We start from the raw sequence: 19,223 nt of genomic DNA, 5'->3' as shown, positions 1-19,223 counted from the left end.
TTAATTTTGCAATGTTACAGATAATAACGTATAATAATATTCGATTAATAATATATGATGTACAATAGTAATTGCTTATGGAATATAAAGGAGAAAAATAAATGCTTATTATGGGAATTGAAGCGGAAGAAAAGGCGATACTGCAGGCAGCAGAAAAAATGTGTGCAGCAGCGCGTACGGCACCCAAAACACGTGGTATCGATCATTTATTGACAGGCATTGTTACTGATGAGGAAAAAAATAAATTAGCCGAAGAAATGGAAAATATTGGTAAAGAATATGAAATGCCATTTTTTGAACGTGATGCTAAATGTATCAGGGCTGCAGGAGCTGTAGTATTACTTGGTACAAGACTAAGTGTACGTGGATTAAATGAAGTATGCGGTTACTGTAACTTCAAAAACTGTCAGGAAGTTTTATCCAATGGCGCACTTTGTGCTTACGATCCTATGGATTTAGGGATTGCTGCTGGTTCTGCTGCTTCCTTGGCAGCAGACAGTAGAATAGATAATCGCATTATGTTTTCGGTGGGCAAGGCAGCAATGAATTTAAGATTTTTAGGCGGAACTGCTAGGCAGGTAATCGGTATAGCATTAGCTGTAAAAGGCAAGTCACCATTTTTTGATAGAAAATGAAAGATATAGGAAAGTTTACTGTCATATATAGCAGTAAACTTTTTTTGATGTAATTATTATTTATTTTTCTGATAAATAACATATTCTTAATAAAACGATAATAATTTTTTGTTAGAATTATTATGAGATTACTAGAGGAGTTGTTTTTTTGAAGGAACGTAAAGAGTTGAAATTAATTTTGAAAAATAAACTAATTACACCGGTATATCAACCGATAGTTGATTTAAAAGATGGTTCTGTTTTCGCCTATGAAGCTTTAAGCCGCGGACCTAAAAACAGCTGTCTGGAGAGACCCGATAAGCTGTTTGCTATTGCTGACAAAGAAAATGTATCATGGGAACTTGACTATTTATGCCGCAGCATGGCTATCGAATATGCGAAAGATAAGCTAGGCAGCTGCAAATTATTTTTAAATGTCGATGCCAAAATTATGTATGATGAAAAATTCCATCAGGGTTCTACTGCTGAATTCCTCAAAAAATGCGATTTAAGCCCTAATAGTATTGTCTTTGAAATAAGTGAAAAGACAACGATAAATGATTATAAATCTTTTTGCTCAGTGCTTAATAATTATCAGTGTCAAAATTATAAAATAGCCATAGATGATGTAGGATCAGGCTACAGTGGACTCAATTTGCTGGCTCAGATATCACCGCAGTTTATTAAAATTGATATTGGACTGGTAAAGGATATTGATAAAAATTATATAGGCAAGTCTATTGTAAAAGCATTAGCATCTTTTGCCCATGCCGCAAATATAAAAATTATTGCTGAAGGCATTGAACGGCCTGAAGAAATTGATATCTTGATAGAGCTGGGCATAGATTATGGACAGGGGTTTTATTTGGGAAAACCTAAGCCGGAAATAGAACTTATTGCTGAAAACATAAAATATCATATTGTAAAATTACATAAAGAAAAAGAAAATTTTCGTACTAATACATTACTTAATATGACTATTGGGGAAATAGCTTCATGCCAGACGACTTTTTCAGCTGAAACGCAGGGACAGGTAATCATTGATTATTTGAATTCAATGCAGGAACCACTGGATGTGATTATTGTCGAAAATGAGATTCCCATAGGACTGCTCAATCATAATATTTTTTTTCAGCAATTGGCGACTAAATATGGCATAGCTCTTTACAGCAATCGACCGATAAAATTACTGATGAAAAAAAATCCTTTAATAATAGATTATAAGACTTCAATTGAAGAAACGGCGGCCCAAGCCCTAAATCGTGATACCAAACATACATATGATTCAATAATAATAGTAAAACATAATAAATATTATGGAACAGTAACAATAAAAAAACTATTGGAAGTTACAACTAAGCTTGAACTTAATCGAGCTCGTCATGCCAATCCATTGACTGGTCTGCCCGGCAACAATGTCATTGAGTGGACTCTGGCACATCATTTAAAAACACCAGCGCCTTTTGCGATAATTTACGTCGATATCGATAATTTTAAGGTATATAATGATATCTATGGGTTTGAGGCGGGCGATAATATACTTATTGCAACGGCAAAATTGCTGCATCAGGCAGCAATAAAGAATAATAATAAATTTTTTCTTGGACATATTGGCGGCGATGATTTTATAATTTTTATACCAGTTGAAAAAATTGAAGATGTATGTAACTGGATTATAGAAGAATTTGATAAAGAGGTACCTAATTTTTATTCTTCCACCCATAGGCAAAGAAAGTATATTATTGCTAAAAATCGCAGTGGTGAGGTAGAAAAATTTCCGTTAATGACGATATCATTGGCGGTATTAAAGGTAGAAAACAAAATCGGACTGACTTCTACAATTTTGGCATCGAAAGCGGCCGCAATAAAAAAAGAATGCAAGACAATACATGAAAGTGCTTTTGTAGTTAGAGAATGCTGTGATAAAGTATTGGAAACTGATTCGCGGGAAAACTAATAGTATAAAAAACAGTAATTAATTACTCACAGGTAAATTAATTACTGTTTTTTGCATTTATGATTCGGTTTTTATCCGTTCGATGATAACTTCGTCTTTTTGATCAGCAAGTTCATTATATTTGTAGCCGGGAACAGAGATGTCAAAGCGGCACAAAGCGATATAAGGGCAGAACATGCAGGCGGTTTTTTGCTTCATTTTATAAGGTGTAATAGCACTGTCCCCTGTCAGGATACGATTGCCGGTGTTGATAAGCATTTTATCCATATATTTAAGCAGGGCATAAAATTCTTCTTCCGTTTTAACATGGGGAAGACTGGCTTTGCTTAAAGAACCATTTTTATTGAAATTGACTTTTATAAATGTAGCTGAATCATCAATTTTTTTTATGACATCAGTATCAAGTAAAATCCAGCCGGGCATACGCATTTGCTTAATTATTTGCTGCTGTATTTCAGATTGATTCATTTCCTTATTAAAGGTCAGCATGGTCGTTTTTAAAAAACAGTATAAAATACCGGCTGGTATAGCTGAAGCAGCCAGCTGTAAATATTCAGCAGCGTTTTGTACAACCAGCATATAAGTTAACAGCTGTAATTTTAGTCCGTAATACACTTCACTAAGATTAATATAGGCATTGCCGGATTTATAATCAATAATAAGAAAATAACGGCCGCTTTGTTCACTATCGATTCTATCAATTTGACCGGAGATACTTATTTTTTGATTATTATCCAAGTCATAAATTAATGGCGGCAGGGCATTGGTACCACTGCCAAAAGTTTTTTCCATAGCGATAGGAGAAAATTCACTGTGGCGGGAAAAATTACATAGTCGTTCGATGGCTTGTTCAGCTGTTTGGGCAATACGCTGGGTTAAATGCTCATACTGGCGATTGCTTAGGAGAATTTGGTTTTGCAGCTGCGGGGATAAGTCGTTTACTATTTGCTGGCATAAATCGTGACGTTCTTCAGCGCTGATTTCACTCCAGTGAAGGTTTTTTTCTAATAAAGTTTCACCAAAACGGCGCATGGTTTCATGTAGCAGCATACCGCGGTCGGGCGCCGCAAAATTAAATTCAGCTCGTTCAGTAAGTTTTAAGGCATAACGGGCAAAATGTTTAAATGGGCAGCTATGAAATTGCTCAAAGCGTGTAACACTGCCTTTTAATGTTCCTTGTGAACTATAAATGGCAGTAGCTATTTCAGGTGGCAAAAAAGCTTTAGGTGCCTGAGCAAAAAGTCCGGCTAAGGCAGTTTTTAGGAAATGATGATATTCCTGATGTTCAAGCAGCCAGTTATAAACATCAAACCAAAATGAGGCTAAAGTATTTTTTTCACGATATTGACGCAGGGCGGCTGTAAGATAAGAAATACTGCGGCGCGGTGTAACGACACGACGTTTTTCACTATCATCGGAATAATTTTCCAATAGTATAGAAATTTTTTGTGCTTTGGATAGTGGCAGCAGCGTATAGAGTCTGTCAATGAGCATTGATTTATTTAGGGCACTGCCTTCGGCATCAGCTAAGGCATAAGATATCCAAGTATATTTGCGTGATAAAGTAAAGGCTTTATATAATAAGAAATTTTCAAAGAAATTATCATCGTTGACAGTGATGGAAAGTGATAAACCTTTATCAGATAAATATAAACGGTCAGAATCACTTAAAAGACCTTCCGGTTTAGAACGTTTAGGCATAATGCCTTCATTGGTACCTAATATATATACAGCATTTTTATTTTCCAGACTGTTTTGTTCAAAAGAAGCAATGGTAATATAATCAAGACCGGGAGGAATAAGTGATATCTGCAGGGCATCTAAGCCGTCATTTAATAAATGCAGATATTCCTTTAGGGATAGTTCTTCGCTGCCACATGTATCTACAAGCTGGTCCAGTAAATCAATAGTATCCTGCCAAATCTGTTCGTGTTCCTTGGCAATTGCCAGTTCACCATTATCTTCTGCCGTTTTTTGCCATAAGGCTAATTTTTCCGGAACATTTAAAGCCATAAGAAAGTTATACAGGCTATAAGTGTAGTCCTGAATATTTTGTGCATTTGCAAGATTATCAGTAAGCTCAGCTAATGGTGGAAGCAGTTGACGGCGAATGTTATTTATTTTTTCGAGATATTCATCGTCCTGTACGGATAATGCTTCATTAAAACTTTGCTGGCAAAATATCCAGTCACTTTCACTAAGCCATATTTTTTTGCCTTTAATGCCAAATTCAAGTACATAGTTTTCTAGAATATCAATGTCATCACGGGTGACATCGAAAAAATCAGTTTTGAAACAGCGTAATAGTGGTTCATATTGCCAGGTGCGGATGGCTTCCAAGCATGAACGCAGTAATTCAGCTAAGGGATGATGCACAAACAGACGTTTATTGTCACTAAAAAAAGGAATCTTATAATCCTGCAGTATTGCTTGCAGAATGCCATTATAAGCTGGTTCACGAATTATAATGCCAATATCGTTATACTGGTAATTTTCTTCACGGCATAAACGGACTATATCAATTACGGCGGCTTCAGCTTCTAAGCGGCGATTGGCAGCTTCGGCAATTTTAATGCCGGCAGCATCAGCAGCAGGCTCTTGTAATGGCAGTACAAACATTTTTTCTTCTATTGTCTTTTGGGCGGGACTTAAAAAGCGCATGGCTTGCTTTAAATAAACTTGATTGGTAGGAATATTAAGCTTGTTGCATAGATCAGTAATATCCTCAAAACTGCGGTATTGGCGATGAAAAAGTGCAGCTTCGGAACTGTTGGCCTTTAAATCATCAATACATAATGTGATATGGATATTGTCGGCTTTACTAAATAATTGTTGCAATAAGGCAAGTTCCTGCGGATTAAAAAATACAAAGCCATCAATCCAGATTTCACAATTTTGCAGCCAGTCAGCCGCAAGAATTTTTTTTGTGGTAAGTGCTAAAATATCCTCATTATCATTATAGCGGTCTGCAGTCGTCTGGTTGAAGGCATTATACAATAAAGCCAGATCAGTGAGTTTTTGCTGCAGGGATTCATCATTTGTAGTTAGTGCAGCCTCCTGCAAATCAGCAGAACTGATTCCATAGGTTTTTAGTTCTTCAATAATTGCCGACAGGGAAGCTGTAAAGTTTCTTTGCTGGGCAGCCTTAGCTAATGCAGTAAGACTTTGTTTATTTTCTAAAATAATACGTGATAATAATAGGTTTTTGCCAATCTCATTTATACGGGGAATATTAGCACCGCCGCTTTTAGTCAATATATATTGGCAGAGACGACGAAAGCCAAAGACAAAGGCACGCGAAAAACCGCCATTATCATTTAGCAGCATGGCTAAGCGGCGTTCCATTTTAAAAGTCATATGTTCAGGTAGAATCAAGAAAAGCGGTGGTCCTTCCGGTGATTTTTCGAGAATATTTTTTATATCATTAAGACAGCGGCTGGTTTTTCCAGTGCCGCTGCGGCCAAGAATAAACTCCAACAAATTTGTCACCTCAATTATTCATGAATTTCCGGACACTGCGGATGATTAAAAAGACAATAGCAATAACTATGATGGTGGCAGTAATTATACCGCAGTAATCAGCATAAGTTGTTATTTTTGTAAATAGTGAAGCGCTTACTGCGTAAATAGTAATCCAGGAAAAAGCAATAAATGCCAGGATGCATAGGGCACAGATTAGTTTTATAAAACGAAATATATTAACAGCCATGATAAAATCTCCTAATAAAAATAAATATATGTTATTTATTATTATACTTTACTTGCAGAGAAAATGTAAAATTTATAAATAATACTCATAACAAAAAAAGTATCGTCCCCAAAGGAAACGATACTTTTTAGCGACTGCTTATCAGGCAGTTTTTTTAGCGGCAAAATAATATAAAATGCCGGTTATTAGCATGACAGGATAAGTAGCACCAGTATAACTGCTGATAAATGATGTATTTCTAAGCAGTAAAAATAAAGCAACACCGACTGCCCAAACAATAACAGCCTTAAGATTAAAGCCATTGGAGAAGCAATAACGGCCGTTTTTCTTATTGAGCTCGCTGGTATTTTGCTGTTTGTTTTTCAATAAATAGTAATCAGTTATGACGATGGCAAATATCGGGCCAAAAACCATACCAATATAATCAAGAAAAACTATAAATAATTCAAGGAATGAGCCTATATATAATGGAACTACGGTAACAATAGCGGCAATAAAGGTAACGAGCCATAATGCCGGCAGTGCTTTTAATTTAGGAATTATATTTGTTAGGGAGATACCTGATGCCATGAGATTTATAGCATTGGCAGTTGTGCTGGTTATGATTATTACAAGAAAAGCCAGTACACCAAGACCGAGTTTACTTACGATAGCACTAGGATCAGAATTATTGGGATCATAAGTACCGGTAGAAATAGCAACACCGATAGTTACGATACTGCCGATTAAGGTGAACCAAAACAAACCAACGTTGGCACCAAGCATTGGCATCCAGGTAGCAGCGGTTTTGCTTTTACAATAACGCGTAAATTCCGCAATAGCTGGAGTCCAAGCTAAACTGAAGGCAGCCATTATGTCAATAGCTGAACCAAAAGGCAGTGCTTTATCAGGTGGTGGGCGCCAAGCTAAAATTTGTTCAAAGGAAACCTGCTGGAAAATAACAATAGTTTCCCAGATGACTAATAAAATAATAAGGCCTACACCAATCCGTTCCACAATTTTTACGGAACGATGACCGGTAGCAATGGAAATAAGATGAAGTATGCTCATTATGCCGATACCGATAAGCATGGTAGTATTACCGCCCGGCTGTCCGAATACAGGTAGATTGAATATATCATGCAAGAGGAAGCTTACGGATATAGCGGCAATAAAAGTATTTACAGCGGTCCAGCCAATAAATTGAATAGTATTTAATATGGAAGGAATTATACTGCCTTTAACACCAAACGTGATACGAGTCAGAGCCATGGTAGAAATCCCAACTTTATAGCCAATATAGCCAACTAAAGCCATTATAATATAGGCAATAGGATTAGCTATTATTGTGACATAAAGTGATGGGATAAAACATAAAGCGGCAATGACACCGCCTACATACCATGTACCGTTATTGGCATTGGCACCAACCCAGGTAGCAAACATATCAAGGCCGGTAATGGTGCGTTTATTCATAGGCACGGGTTCAACGGCACTGTATTCTTTATGTGCGGGATCATCTTGGCGGGAAATAGTATCTGTCGAGATATTTTGTTTACAATAAGTGTCGCTCATGTTTTGTCCTCCTAAAAAAGGTCATGAAAAATATTCATGACCTCATTGTCAAAATTAAATAGATTGCATCTTTAGCTTTTCGGGAATACGTTCGACAATAATTTTTCCCTGTCGAATTGAATAAAGAACCGGGGAGAGATTGCGAATAGCTTCAAACTCATTGTCGGCATTGACAATAATAAGATTTGCCGTATTGCCTTCTTTAATGCCATAATCATCTAAATGCAGAGCTCGGGCAGCATTGGCAGTGACTAAATCGAAAGAATTAATAATGTCATGATAACCCATCATCTGGCAGGCATGTATGCACATGTCAACTTCACGTAAAGGATTATCGGTACCAAGTGGATACCAAGGATCCATAATAGAGTCCTGGGCAACAGCGGTATTGATGCCTGCTTCTAATAATTCCTTTACACGGGTTATGCCGCGTCGTTTCGGAAAAGTATCAAAACGTCCCTGCAAATGAATATTCTCGGTAGGACAGGAGATGATGTTGATGCCCGCTAATTTTAACAGGCGAAATAATTTACAGGCATAAGGATTATTATAAGAATGCATAGCAGTAGTATGACTGGCGGAAACCTTACTGCCCATACCTGATTCATAAGCATAAGTGGCAACTGTTTCTAGAAAGTGAGATTCAGGGTCATCAATCTCATCACAGTGGATATCTATGAGTCGATTATACTTTTCAGCTAGTGAAAAAGCTGTTTTAAGTGATTCAATACCATATTCGCGTGTGAATTCATAATGCGGAATAGCACCGATCACATCGGCACCAAGTTTTACGGCTTCTTCCATTAATTCACGGCCATTAGGATAAGAACAGATACCTTCCTGAGGAAATGCCACTAATTGTAAGTCAATAAGATCTTTTACTTCTTCTTTTACTTCTAGTAGAGCCTTTAGTGCAGTAAGCTCAGAATCAGTTGTATCTACATGGCTGCGTACAAACTGTATACCTTGTGATATTTGTAAATTGATTGCTTTTTTAGCGCGTTCCTTAACATCAGCTATAGAGATTTGTTCTTTTCGCTCTGACCAAAGTTCAATTCCTTCAAATAAGGTACCGCTTTCATTCCAACGTGGTTGCCCGGCAGTAAAAACTGCATCTAAATGAATATGCGGTTCAACATAGGGAGCACTTGTTAAGTGTCCGGCGGCATCAATTGTTTCTGCTTCATCTGGTAAAATATCTGTAGTTATTTGCTTGATTTTATCATCTTTTATGCTAATATTCCAAAGCCCATCTTTATTGCGTAGTTTGCAATTTTTTATTAACATAAATTCACCATCCTTCTTATAGTGTATTTATCTTTTTTTAGTATAAATATATTTATTATTTATAGCATCGTATAAATAATACAAGAAAATTCATGCTTAATTGTACTAAATGACCAAATTATGTCATTAAAGCTGTATGGGGTTGAGATAGCTTTGTGATATACTAGGCGTAATAGTTAAAATTATGGAGGATAAATTTTAATGGCAGTCAGATGTTTTGATCTATTGGAGCTTGATGTTTTTCATAATTTAAAGTTATTGGGCGGGGCTGATGGTCTTGATAAGATAGTACGCTGTCCATATGTTACTCTTACCAATACGATAGATAAGTGGGTTCGTGGCGGCGAACTTGTATTTGTCTCTATTAAGGACTTGGGCTGCAATGAAGAACAGCTGCTTAATTTGTTACAGGAAGGCTATAAAAAAAATCTAGCGGGCATTGTTTTATTAATAGAAGCAGATAAAAAAATAAAATTAAAAAAAATGATAGATAAGGCTGATCGATATTATTTACCATTATTTGAAATGCCGTATGAATTGCCATTGCTGGAAGTTACTGAGGAAATTAGCAGTTTTATCATAAAAGATAAGCTTAGGATGCAGTTTGCCAATGAGCTTATGCTGGAACTTCTCTCAGCTAAGATCGGTAATGAGCAGGCCTTGCAGACAAAGGCAAAACTATATCATTATGACATCAGTGGCGTACAGCGTATAGCAATTATTTCCTTGGAAAATTTACAGGAAGCTTTTGGTGAAAATGATGAATTATTATTAAAACAATCGTTAACCTATATGGAATATTTGCAGGGGGTGGTCGATACTATCTGCCGAAAAAACAAGTGGCATTTGCCAGGACTTATAAATGGCAATAGGCTTATCTTGTTATTGCCGGCAAAAGAATATACTCAGCTAAACGAGATGCTGCATAAAATATACGAATATATTAAGTATAATTTAGATAATCCGCATGTTTTTATCAGCGTTGGAAGGGCACATTCTGTTTTAACAAAAATGCAGTGTAGTCAGTTGGAAGCAATGCGGGCTAATGCATTTGCCATTAACCAAAATAAAAATATTGTACTTTATGATGATTTGGGATTTTATCAAATTTTATATGAAGTTAATGATAGAAGTATCATGGAAGAATTTTGTGAAAAAACATTTTTGCCACTATTAACTTATGATGAAGAAAATCATAGTGATTTATTAAAGACTTTACAAATTTATCTGGAAGAAAATGGGAATTTGGTAAAAACAGCTAAACAATTATATATACATAGAAATTCCTTGATTTACCGCATAAAAAAGATTGAGGAAATAATGCAGGAGTCACTGGCTGATAAAGAAGTTTGTGAAAAATATCGGCAGGCTTTGTGGATAAAATATTTTTTGTCATTTGTAAATAAAAAATAGGATTTATTGTTAAACTATCAGCAGGATAATCACATAGCAATGAGAAATTATAAACAGAATGATATTGTTTACAATTTAATAATAAGGATGTGATTGTATGGAAAAATTATTATATAATAATTTGCTTAGGCTGCGAAACCATTATTTGCTGCTTAACAGTATAGAAATTGTTATAGCAATTATTATATTTGAAGCTATAAAAATAACAGAAATATCACTACATTATCGGCAGATTGGGAAATTTATAGGTAATATAGCGGTAATTTTAGGGGTAGGATGTTTAATATACTATGTAGCCCGAGAACTATATATATACATCAAGAAAAAAAATATAAAAATACCAATGAACAATGAAATATTTCCTAAAAAATTAATATTATATAGTGGTTTGTTGCATCCGGTTTTAGGCATTAGTATGTTTTATGTAGTTTTATTACATGCTGGTTTTATGATAACGGGTGGGATAAAACATTATAATTTTTCAATAATAGCAGGAATAATGGCTGGAATATCATTATTAATAATGCTGATTTTAGGGATGAATATAAATAAATACAAATGGATGCGCAAATACCATAGAAGATTTGCTTATATATTGATTTTCTTTTACATAGTGCATATGTTGTAAAAGAATAAAAAACGCCGGCATTGCTGGCGTTTTTTATTCTTCAATATTAATTAGTTTTTGGTTGTTTTTTTAGTATGACTTTTTTAAAGAACCGTTCATTTATTTCCATTATCTGCTGACTGTCCTGACCATAAAAGGTAACGCGGCCAGCGCTCATGGATTCACCTAATTGCTCAGGTTTTTTTATTTCCTTCCAAATATAAGCCCGCTCATTTTCCTGGTCTTTATTATCATAATATATAGTTTGTGATTTACGTGGTTTTTCTGTACCTTTGCACATCGGGAAATTAAGTTTTATTTGTTCAATAAACATATTGCAGATATTTTCCGGCATATCGATAGTGCCTTCTTTATCTTCGATTTCTCCATTATAGGCAGCAATAAATATAGCTTTGCCGAAGATTATCTGTTTTTCGTCGGGGGCAGGAAAACGGCGGTTAGGTTTATGCCCAAGGACAATGCTTAAATCATTTATTAAGATAAATAGGGAAATGCCATCTTGTATTTTAAAGAATTCAACTGCACCGTAATTGCCTCCAAGCACATCACGGATCCCCTCTTCATGTTGAAGTCCTTCTGTTGGCAAAAGTATGATTTCAGGGTCTTTGCCGGGCTCAGCCAAAATAGCATGCATCATTTGTTGTTCCATCAAAATCTCCTTAAATAGATACTGTTTAATTTATTGTTTAACAGTAACAAAGCAGAAGTTTTTTGTCAACTTTTGCAATTAGTCTTTTAATAGTAGCTTATAAGCAGCCAAAGCATGCCCAACAAAATAATTGCAGATTGTCTTATTTTCGCCCAGTCCATGCATATAGGCAGTAACATTAAAACCAGCTTGTTCTAGTTTTGCTTTATGAGAATCAGCTGAGCCGGTCATATCTTCATATACGTGGAGTCCGGCAACAATGAGAAATGGCAGCAATAAAATATTTTTATAATTATTTTTTTGCAATAGTGGTATTATATCAGTAAGCTCAGGATGTCCCTCACCCGTATATAAAAATATATTGTTTTTACCCATTGTTTTAAGACGCTGCTGCATTACCGAGTAATAGGCATTGGCTGGATGTAATGTTCCATGGGTAAATAGCAGTATGGCATCAAAGTTATTATTAGTAATTATCGGATGCTTAGTGAAAAAGTGTTCTAAAACATTTTTAATATCGTCAGGCTTATCCTGTTGTCCCATCCAATATAAAAGTGGTGTTCCCAAAGTTATTTTTTTGCAGCGATGTTTATAATGCTGGAAAATATCCTGTTTATAGCAGTATTCAATGCCAGGAATGATATCAAGGCTGATAAGGGCAATGCGGGTATAGCCAGCAGCCAGCAGCTTTTCCATAGCTTCTGGGGGAGTATCATAGTTGATGCCGTCTTTTTTTAATTTTTTTATTATCATATTTGAAGTAAAGGCTAATGCTACTTTAGTATTTGGCTGAGCTTTTTGTATCATGTTAACAATATTTTCAATTGAGTTTTCACGAGCTTCTTTTTGGGCAGTACCAAAACTTAGAACTAGGATAGCATCTTTATTAGGCAGATGCTGCAGGGTTTCTTCTGAATGCACCAGGATACCGACTTGAGTAAATTTTTTTATAGAGTGAGATGTTTTATTATCAGGCAATTTAATGCTCCTTTGTATTATAAAAATATAGTTTAATTTTAGCATAAGGCGTATAAAAAGATAAGAAAAAAATAGAGCAGTAAATAAACTAGCTAGAAGTTTATTTACTGCTCTATTTATATATGAAAAAACATTAACTAACTTTATCAGCCGGTAATACCAGGATGAGTCATTTTTTCCGGTGTAAGGATTTGCTGGATACGTTCATCTGTGAGCCAGCCTTTTTCTTTTAATAATTCCTTTACCGGGCGGTTACTTTGATAGGCTTCTTTAGCCAGTTGAGAAGAGTTTTCATAACCAATATGTGGCAAGAGAGCAGTAACAATCCCCACGCTTTTATCAAGCCAGTCTTCACATTGAACTTTATTAGCTTTTACATGCAGCAATAATTTTTCATAGAAGGTATTAACTGCATTAGTCATATAGCGCATGGAATTTAAGATATTAAAGGCCATTACCGGTTCCATGACATTAAGCTCAAACTGGCCGTTTTCAGCAGCAAGGCTTACTGCCAAATCATTACCGATTATTTGGTAGCAGGTTTGGTCAAGAACCTCGGCAATGACTGGATTTACTTTACCAGGCATTGCCGAGGAACCTGGCTGGCGTGCCGGCAGCTGTATTTCATTAAAACCGCAGCGAGGGCCTGATGCCATCAGGCGAAAATCGTTGGCAATTTTTATTAATACTAAAGCGGTTACTTTCATGGCACCAGATACATCAGCAAGCACATCAACATTGTTGGTCGCATCTATCAGATTATCAGCTGTAAAATATTTTTCACCGGTAATTTCACTTAGGTATTTTACGACTTTGCTTATATACAGCGGCTGTGCATTTAATCCAGTACCAACCGCGGTGGCACCCATATTTACAGCGGCGGTGTTTTCAGCAGCAAGTTCAATTCTTTTAATACCGCGGCGTACCGCACTGGCATAAGCTCCCATTTCCTGTCCTAAAGTTATAGGAACAGCATCCTGTAAATGAGTGCGTCCCATTTTTAATACATCTTTGAATTCTATTGCTTTGTGATCAAGTTCTGAGGCCATTTGTCCCAGGGCAGTCATAAGACGTCTTGTCTTTAAACGAATACATATTTTTATACTAGTAGGAAATACATCATTTGTTGATTGAGCCATATTGACATGGTTATTAGGAGAAATAATATCATAGGCACCTTTTGGTTCACCAATAAGTTCTAGCGCTCTGTTAGCAAGTACTTCATTCATATTCATATTAATCGAAGTTCCAGCCCCGCCTTGAATTGGGTCTACGGGAAATTCTGCTAAGTGTTTGCCAGCGATGATTTCATCGGCAGCCTGTGTAATAGCTGTACCAATTTTTTTATCAAGTCGGCCGGTAGACATATTAGCTAAAGCGGCAGCTTTTTTTACTTTAGCCATTGAGGTGATAAAATCAGTATCGAGTTTTTGCTCAGTAATTTGAAAATTGTCTACAGCACGCATTGTTTGTACACCATAAAGCACATTATCAGGAACTGTCATTTCACCTAAAAAATCATGTTCAGATCTCATTGTTATCCTCCTGTTTTGTATAAAGAATACATAGTTAAAAATAAATAAAAAACGGCACATGTAAAAATTACATGCACCGTTGCAGTTGTTATAAATTAAGTTTTTAGTTAATGTCAGTGACGCTTAACATACGTATATAATAATTTAAAATGAACTTTAATGCAACACTTTTTAAGACTAATTTTTTTGTATTTTTTTGTATTTTGTGCACAAAATAATCCAAAGTTTTAGTAGAAGGTAAATTATTTTATTATATTAATATATTGAGAGTAGCCGGATGCAGCCATTTCATCTAAGGGAATAAATTTTAGAGATGCACTGTTTATGCAATAACGCATACCACCGTACTCTTTAGGACCATCAGGAAAGACATGTCCAAGATGGCTTTGACCATAGCGGCTTTTTACTTCAACACGTTCCATACTAAGACTGTTATCAACTGCTGTAGTTATGGCATCTGTATTTATCGGTTTTGTAAAGCTTGGCCAGCCGCTGCCAGAATCAAATTTATTGGTTGAAGCAAAAAGTGGTTCGCCAGTGACAATGTCAACATAAATTCCCTTTTGTTTATTGTCCCAATATTCATTATGAAAGGGGGGCTCGGTACCGCAGGATTGTGTTACATAATACTGATCTTTAGTGAGCTTGTTTTTTATTTCATTTGAGGATGGTTTATGATAACTATTGTCTGCTGATTGAAATTTACCTGTGGAAAGTTTGTCTAATATAGCAAGATCAATATGACAATAACCCTGCGGATTTTTTTCTAAATATTTTTGATGGTATTCTTCAGCCGTATAATAACAGTTAAGTGGCAGTATTTCAGTAACTATTGGCACAGCATGTTTTTTTTGCTGCTGAGTTATAATTGTATCAATAATTTTTTTATCGGCAGGATTTTTATAAAAAATACCGCTACGGTATTGGGTGCCATGGTCGGGACCTTGATAATTAAGAGTAGTAGGATTAATAGCAGCAAAAAAACATGTTAATATAGTATTAAGAGAAATAATATTAGTATCATACATTACCATTACTGTTTCAGCATGACCGGTTAAATCAGTACAAACCTCATCATAGCTAGGATTTTCTAATTTTCCATTGGCATAACCAACGCTTGTATTTACTACACCGGGAAGTCTATCGACAAAAGCCTGTATTCCCCAGAAACAACCGCCGGCAAGGTAAATTTCCTGTATATTTTTATTATTAATCATTGTTTGCTCCCGTAATAAATATAAAATATTTTCAATTAATGATTATTATATTCGCGCAATGTAATAATCATCCTGCCTATATAAAATAATAGTTAAAATTGACTTTAGCTGGTACATTGTGCTAGGATGACGATAATATAGAGAATTAATGTGAGGCTATTATGAATAAAATTAATGAAACTGATGAAAAGTTGCTCTGTCCAATAAAATATACGCTTGGTATTGTCGGTGGTAAATGGAAATTGCCGATTATTTGTATTTTGTCCAGCGGCGAGCCCTATCGTTTTAATTATATAAAAAAACGTCTGCCAGAGATAACTAATATGATGCTTACGCAATCATTAAAAGAAATGGAAGCGTCAGGCATGGTTGGCCGTAAACAATTTAATGAGGTGCCACCGCATGTGGAATATACACTAACAGAAAAAGGAAAAAGTCTATTAAAACCACTAGAAAGTCTTGCTGAATGGGGAATAGAGAATATGCATCAAGAAGCAGATAACTTATCATTATGTGAAAACTGTCAGGCAGAAAAGTAAGATATAATTAATGGTATGGTGTACAATACTTTGTCAGTAAAAACTGCGTACTTGTATAAATTTTAGAAAGTATTAAAATTATATTGTACAATATTGATTAAAAGGGAGTCGGTAAATATGAGTGAAGTGTTGAAATTTTTGCAGGACAATAAAGTGTTTTATTTGGCTACAGTTGGCGATGATAATCAGGCTCATGTCCGTCCATTAGGATTTGTAATGGAATATAAAGGCAAATTAGCCTTTTGTACATCTAATCAAAAAGATATGTATAAACAAATGGAAAAAAATCCTAAAGTAGAAATTACTTGTATTGATGATAAGTATAATACATTGCGTTTATCTGGTAAGTTTATTTCCTGCACTAATAAAGAATCACAGCAAAAAGCACTTGATATAATGCCAATGCTTAGTAATATGTATTCTGTTGATGACGGTAAATTTGAAATTTTTGCATTAGATAATGCTAAAGCTTATTGCATGGACATGACAGGTCATAAAAAAGAATTAACAGTTTAAGAGGTATAAGTAATATTAACAGTTATTGTGAAAAGCAATAGCTGTTTTTTTCATAGAGAAAACCGCTAATCATAGTGATTAGCGGCTGGTAGTGAATCATACAATACATATTATTGGAGAGTTAAAAGAGGAATGATAATCATTATCATTAAATACATATTAACATGGAAAATTTCATTTGTCAAATAATATTTTGCGAATATAATAAAAAAACTTCTCGATAATGAGAAGTTTTTTTATTTGGGATATTATTATAGGAAAAGTTTTTAAGCTTAAATGATATTTATTATCAACTAAATTATAGTATAGATGATAAAATTTGTCAAATTGTTTTATTACTTGAAGTAATTATTAGTTTATTGTATTATTAGAGATGCTTTTAATATAAGAATACAATGGAGATAAAATGGAAGAAAAAGTAAAACCACTAAATTTAGTTGATGCATGGCACAGATTGAAAACAAAATTATTTAAATTTTCCGGGCGTTCATCACGCAGTGAATATTGGCTGGGGATATTAATTTTGTATATTATTGGCATGGCATTGGAATTTATTTACATAATAGCCTGTGCTGCATTAGCAGAACTGGAAATGATGACATTAGTAATAATAGTAACGGTTCTTCTTGTGATAATCGCATTGATAATTACTGTTGTAGGCTTTGCCCTTAATGTTCGGCGCTTACATGACATGGGCAAAAGCGGCTGGTGGCAGCTTATAAGCTGTATTCCGCTCATTGGCAGCATAGTTTTATTATATTACCTTGTGCAGCCCTCTCAAGATGATAACAAATATGGTTTACAGCCTGCTGAAACGAAATAAAAATAATCCCTCTTGCTATCGATATTAAAAATCGGTGTAAGAGGGATTTATTTATGCCATTTTTTTATAAACGTAATTTGCTATAAATATTTCTATAATTAATAATACGACAAGCATTGTAAATGCACTTATAAGACTGGTGAGATGAGCAATGAAACCAATTACTGCAGGTCCCATAAGTATACCAAGATAACCGAATGTACTTACGGCTGAGATTGCTGTAGTCAAAGGCATGGCTTTTTGTTTTGCCAGTAGTGAATAAAATACAGGCACAACATTAGCAAAACCACCGCCAATTAAGAAAAAGCCCAAATATAGCAAAATTTGCCAAGAGGAAGCAATAATAAGCAGAAAACCAACAATAGTTAAAAGCATACCACCAAAAATGATAAGTGTAGTAGAAAGTTTTCTTAAAAGCCAATCACCAGTTAAACGCATTATCAGCATAGCACCAGAATAAAGCGCAAAACCTGTTCCAGCTAGTGATATATCAAGCCCGTGGATAGTTGTTAAATAAATACCACCCCAATCCATAATGGAACCTTCAACCAAAAATGAGATGCAGATTATAACAGCAATAAGTGCTACAATTCCTCGCGGAAAGGCGAAATGAGCCCGGGAAGATGAATCACCGCCATTATTTAATAAATAGCGAATAAAAGGGATTAACGTAATTATCATGATTATTGCGGCACAAAGAGTGGCTTGAAATGGGGAAAGCCCAATATCAATCCATAGACCAAAAATACTGGCGCCTAAAAATCCACCGACACTCCAAAAACCGTGCATACTTGACATCAATCTATGTCCAATAGCTCTTTCAATGCTTAAAGCTTGAATGTTGGCAGTTACATCAATCATGCCCATAGCAGCACCAAATAATATTAAGATTACCACTGTAGCAGGCAACGTAGTTACTTCGCTTAAGAGTATTAGTAAAAAAGCGTATAAAAGCGAAGCTGTTACAATTACTTTGCGGCAACCAAATTTGGCTGCGATAATGCCAGAAATTGGCATTGTGATAAGAGATCCCATACCAATGCATAATAATAGTAATCCCATGATATTTTCATTAATCATTAGACGATTCTTGAGTAATGGAACTAGTGGAGCCCAAGCGGCTGCTCCGAAGCCACCGATAAAAAAAGCAGCTCGTGCTGCATTTTGATGCCAATTACTCGTATATGAATGCACTGAATTGTGCATTACGATTGAGGACATTAAAATTCCCTCCCAATATAGCTAATATCATTTAAGGATTGGGATAGGTAAGTGATACTATTTTTGTTTGACTTAGTATCATCAGCGGAATAAATGAATAATTCCAGTAGTTCGTTCATAACATCCTCACTTCATAGTATTAAATTTTATTTTCTAATAGATATTATAGTCAAAAAAATATTTATTGCAATATATATATAATAAAAAATTTAACATATTGTGGCGAGAATTCCCCCACTTCTAAAGTGGTGGGATGAATCGCCACGGTTTTAATATTGTAAGTATAATTTTCTCATGCTATAATATTATCAGTCGAAATGATTGGAGTATCTTTATAATGAGAGAATTACAGCATAATGCACATTCAGTTTTCTTGATGTATTATCACCTCGTTTTGGTTGTGAAATATCGTCGCAAGGTAATTAATGATGATATTTCTGAGAGACTTAGAAGAATATTTGACTACATTAGTCCAAAATATGGAATTACCATAGATGAATGGAATCATGATAAAGATCATGTTCATATCATGTTTACAGCACAACCCAAAAGCGAACTTAGTAAATTTATTAATGCTTATAAA

The 19,223-nt window shown here is 35.1% G+C and carries 17 protein-coding genes; 8 read left to right on the top strand and 9 right to left on the bottom strand.

The features are described 5' to 3' along the window. Window positions 1-101 precede the first annotated feature (101 nt). Window positions 102-635: a ferredoxin domain-containing protein gene (locus tag HNR32_RS11430; RefSeq protein WP_183862781.1), complete on the top strand. Its 534-nt coding sequence runs from the start codon at window positions 102-104 to the stop codon at window positions 633-635. Window positions 636-783: 148 nt separating this feature from the next. Then, window positions 784-2,571 carry a GGDEF domain-containing protein gene (locus HNR32_RS11425; RefSeq protein ID WP_183862779.1) on the top strand — a complete coding sequence of 596 codons (1,788 nt, stop codon included), beginning with the start codon at window positions 784-786 and terminating at the stop codon, window positions 2,569-2,571. A 57-nt stretch (window positions 2,572-2,628) separates the two neighbouring features. Here the strand turns inward: HNR32_RS11425 and addB are convergent, their stop codons facing one another. The 4 genes from addB to codA all read right to left on the bottom strand — a co-directional run bounded on the left by addB (window position 2,629) and on the right by codA (window position 9,121). Then, complete coding sequence (addB, locus tag HNR32_RS11420) at window positions 2,629-6,051, bottom strand: helicase-exonuclease AddAB subunit AddB (RefSeq protein WP_183862777.1); 3,423 nt, start codon at window positions 6,049-6,051, stop codon at window positions 2,629-2,631. Window positions 6,052-6,061: 10 nt separating this feature from the next. Next, window positions 6,062-6,280, bottom strand: a complete 219-nt coding sequence (locus HNR32_RS11415) for a hypothetical protein (RefSeq protein ID WP_183862775.1) — start codon at window positions 6,278-6,280, stop codon at window positions 6,062-6,064. A gap of 141 nt (window positions 6,281-6,421) precedes the next feature. Then, complete coding sequence (locus HNR32_RS11410; RefSeq protein WP_183862773.1) at window positions 6,422-7,834, bottom strand: cytosine permease; 1,413 nt, start codon at window positions 7,832-7,834, stop codon at window positions 6,422-6,424. 54 nt (window positions 7,835-7,888) lie between these two features. Further along, the gene (gene codA / locus HNR32_RS11405) at window positions 7,889-9,121 is read right to left on the bottom strand and encodes a cytosine deaminase (RefSeq protein WP_183862771.1); all 1,233 of its coding nucleotides are present in this window, start codon (window positions 9,119-9,121) and stop codon (window positions 7,889-7,891) included. A gap of 201 nt (window positions 9,122-9,322) precedes the next feature. On the opposite strand from codA, the gene HNR32_RS11400 reads away from it, so the two are divergent. Both HNR32_RS11400 and HNR32_RS11395 read left to right on the top strand, forming a co-directional pair. Then, window positions 9,323-10,534 (top strand): PucR family transcriptional regulator, encoded by a 1,212-nt coding sequence (locus tag HNR32_RS11400; protein ID WP_183862769.1) that lies wholly within the window; start codon window positions 9,323-9,325, stop codon window positions 10,532-10,534. Between the two features lie 97 nt (window positions 10,535-10,631). Next, a complete protein-coding gene (locus tag HNR32_RS11395; protein ID WP_183862767.1) occupies window positions 10,632-11,162 on the top strand; it encodes a hypothetical protein in 531 nt (176 codons plus the stop codon). 46 nt (window positions 11,163-11,208) lie between these two features. On the opposite strand, the gene HNR32_RS11390 is transcribed toward HNR32_RS11395, so the two are convergent. From HNR32_RS11390 to msrB, 4 genes are all read right to left on the bottom strand, one after another. Beyond that, window positions 11,209-11,811 carry a hypothetical protein gene (locus tag HNR32_RS11390; protein WP_183862765.1) on the bottom strand — a complete coding sequence of 201 codons (603 nt, stop codon included), beginning with the start codon at window positions 11,809-11,811 and terminating at the stop codon, window positions 11,209-11,211. Between the two features lie 78 nt (window positions 11,812-11,889). Then, window positions 11,890-12,789, bottom strand: coding sequence for a sirohydrochlorin cobaltochelatase (locus HNR32_RS11385; protein ID WP_183862763.1), 900 nt, complete (start codon window positions 12,787-12,789; stop codon window positions 11,890-11,892). A gap of 146 nt (window positions 12,790-12,935) precedes the next feature. Continuing rightward, window positions 12,936-14,324 (bottom strand): aspartate ammonia-lyase, encoded by a 1,389-nt coding sequence (locus tag HNR32_RS11380; protein WP_183862761.1) that lies wholly within the window; start codon window positions 14,322-14,324, stop codon window positions 12,936-12,938. A 242-nt stretch (window positions 14,325-14,566) separates the two neighbouring features. Further along, on the bottom strand, window positions 14,567-15,541 hold the full coding sequence (gene msrB / locus HNR32_RS11375) for a peptide-methionine (R)-S-oxide reductase MsrB (RefSeq protein ID WP_183862759.1): 975 nt from the start codon (window positions 15,539-15,541) through the stop codon (window positions 14,567-14,569). A gap of 161 nt (window positions 15,542-15,702) precedes the next feature. On the opposite strand from msrB, the gene HNR32_RS11370 reads away from it, so the two are divergent. From HNR32_RS11370 to HNR32_RS11360, 3 genes are all read left to right on the top strand, one after another. Continuing rightward, entirely contained in the window at window positions 15,703-16,080 is a 378-nt protein-coding gene (locus HNR32_RS11370; protein ID WP_183862757.1) for a winged helix-turn-helix transcriptional regulator, read from the top strand. Window positions 16,081-16,197: 117 nt separating this feature from the next. After that, window positions 16,198-16,596: a pyridoxamine 5'-phosphate oxidase family protein gene (locus HNR32_RS11365; RefSeq protein WP_183862755.1), complete on the top strand. Its 399-nt coding sequence runs from the start codon at window positions 16,198-16,200 to the stop codon at window positions 16,594-16,596. A 406-nt stretch (window positions 16,597-17,002) separates the two neighbouring features. Continuing rightward, the gene (locus HNR32_RS11360; protein ID WP_183862753.1) at window positions 17,003-17,419 is read left to right on the top strand and encodes a DUF805 domain-containing protein; all 417 of its coding nucleotides are present in this window, start codon (window positions 17,003-17,005) and stop codon (window positions 17,417-17,419) included. A 51-nt stretch (window positions 17,420-17,470) separates the two neighbouring features. On the opposite strand, the gene HNR32_RS11355 is transcribed toward HNR32_RS11360, so the two are convergent. After that, the gene (locus HNR32_RS11355; protein ID WP_231038096.1) at window positions 17,471-18,640 is read right to left on the bottom strand and encodes an MFS transporter; all 1,170 of its coding nucleotides are present in this window, start codon (window positions 18,638-18,640) and stop codon (window positions 17,471-17,473) included. Between the two features lie 337 nt (window positions 18,641-18,977). On the opposite strand from HNR32_RS11355, the gene tnpA reads away from it, so the two are divergent. Then, window positions 18,978-19,223: IS200/IS605 family transposase (gene tnpA / locus HNR32_RS11350; RefSeq protein ID WP_183862751.1), on the top strand; the 246-nt coding region annotated here is incomplete at its 3' end.

The organism is Pectinatus brassicae (assembly GCF_014201835.1).
GTDB classification, from domain to species: Bacteria; Bacillota; Negativicutes; order Selenomonadales; family Selenomonadaceae; genus Pectinatus; species Pectinatus brassicae.
Note: the sequence above shows the minus strand (reverse complement) of the source record. Positions and strands in the feature narration are given on the sequence as shown.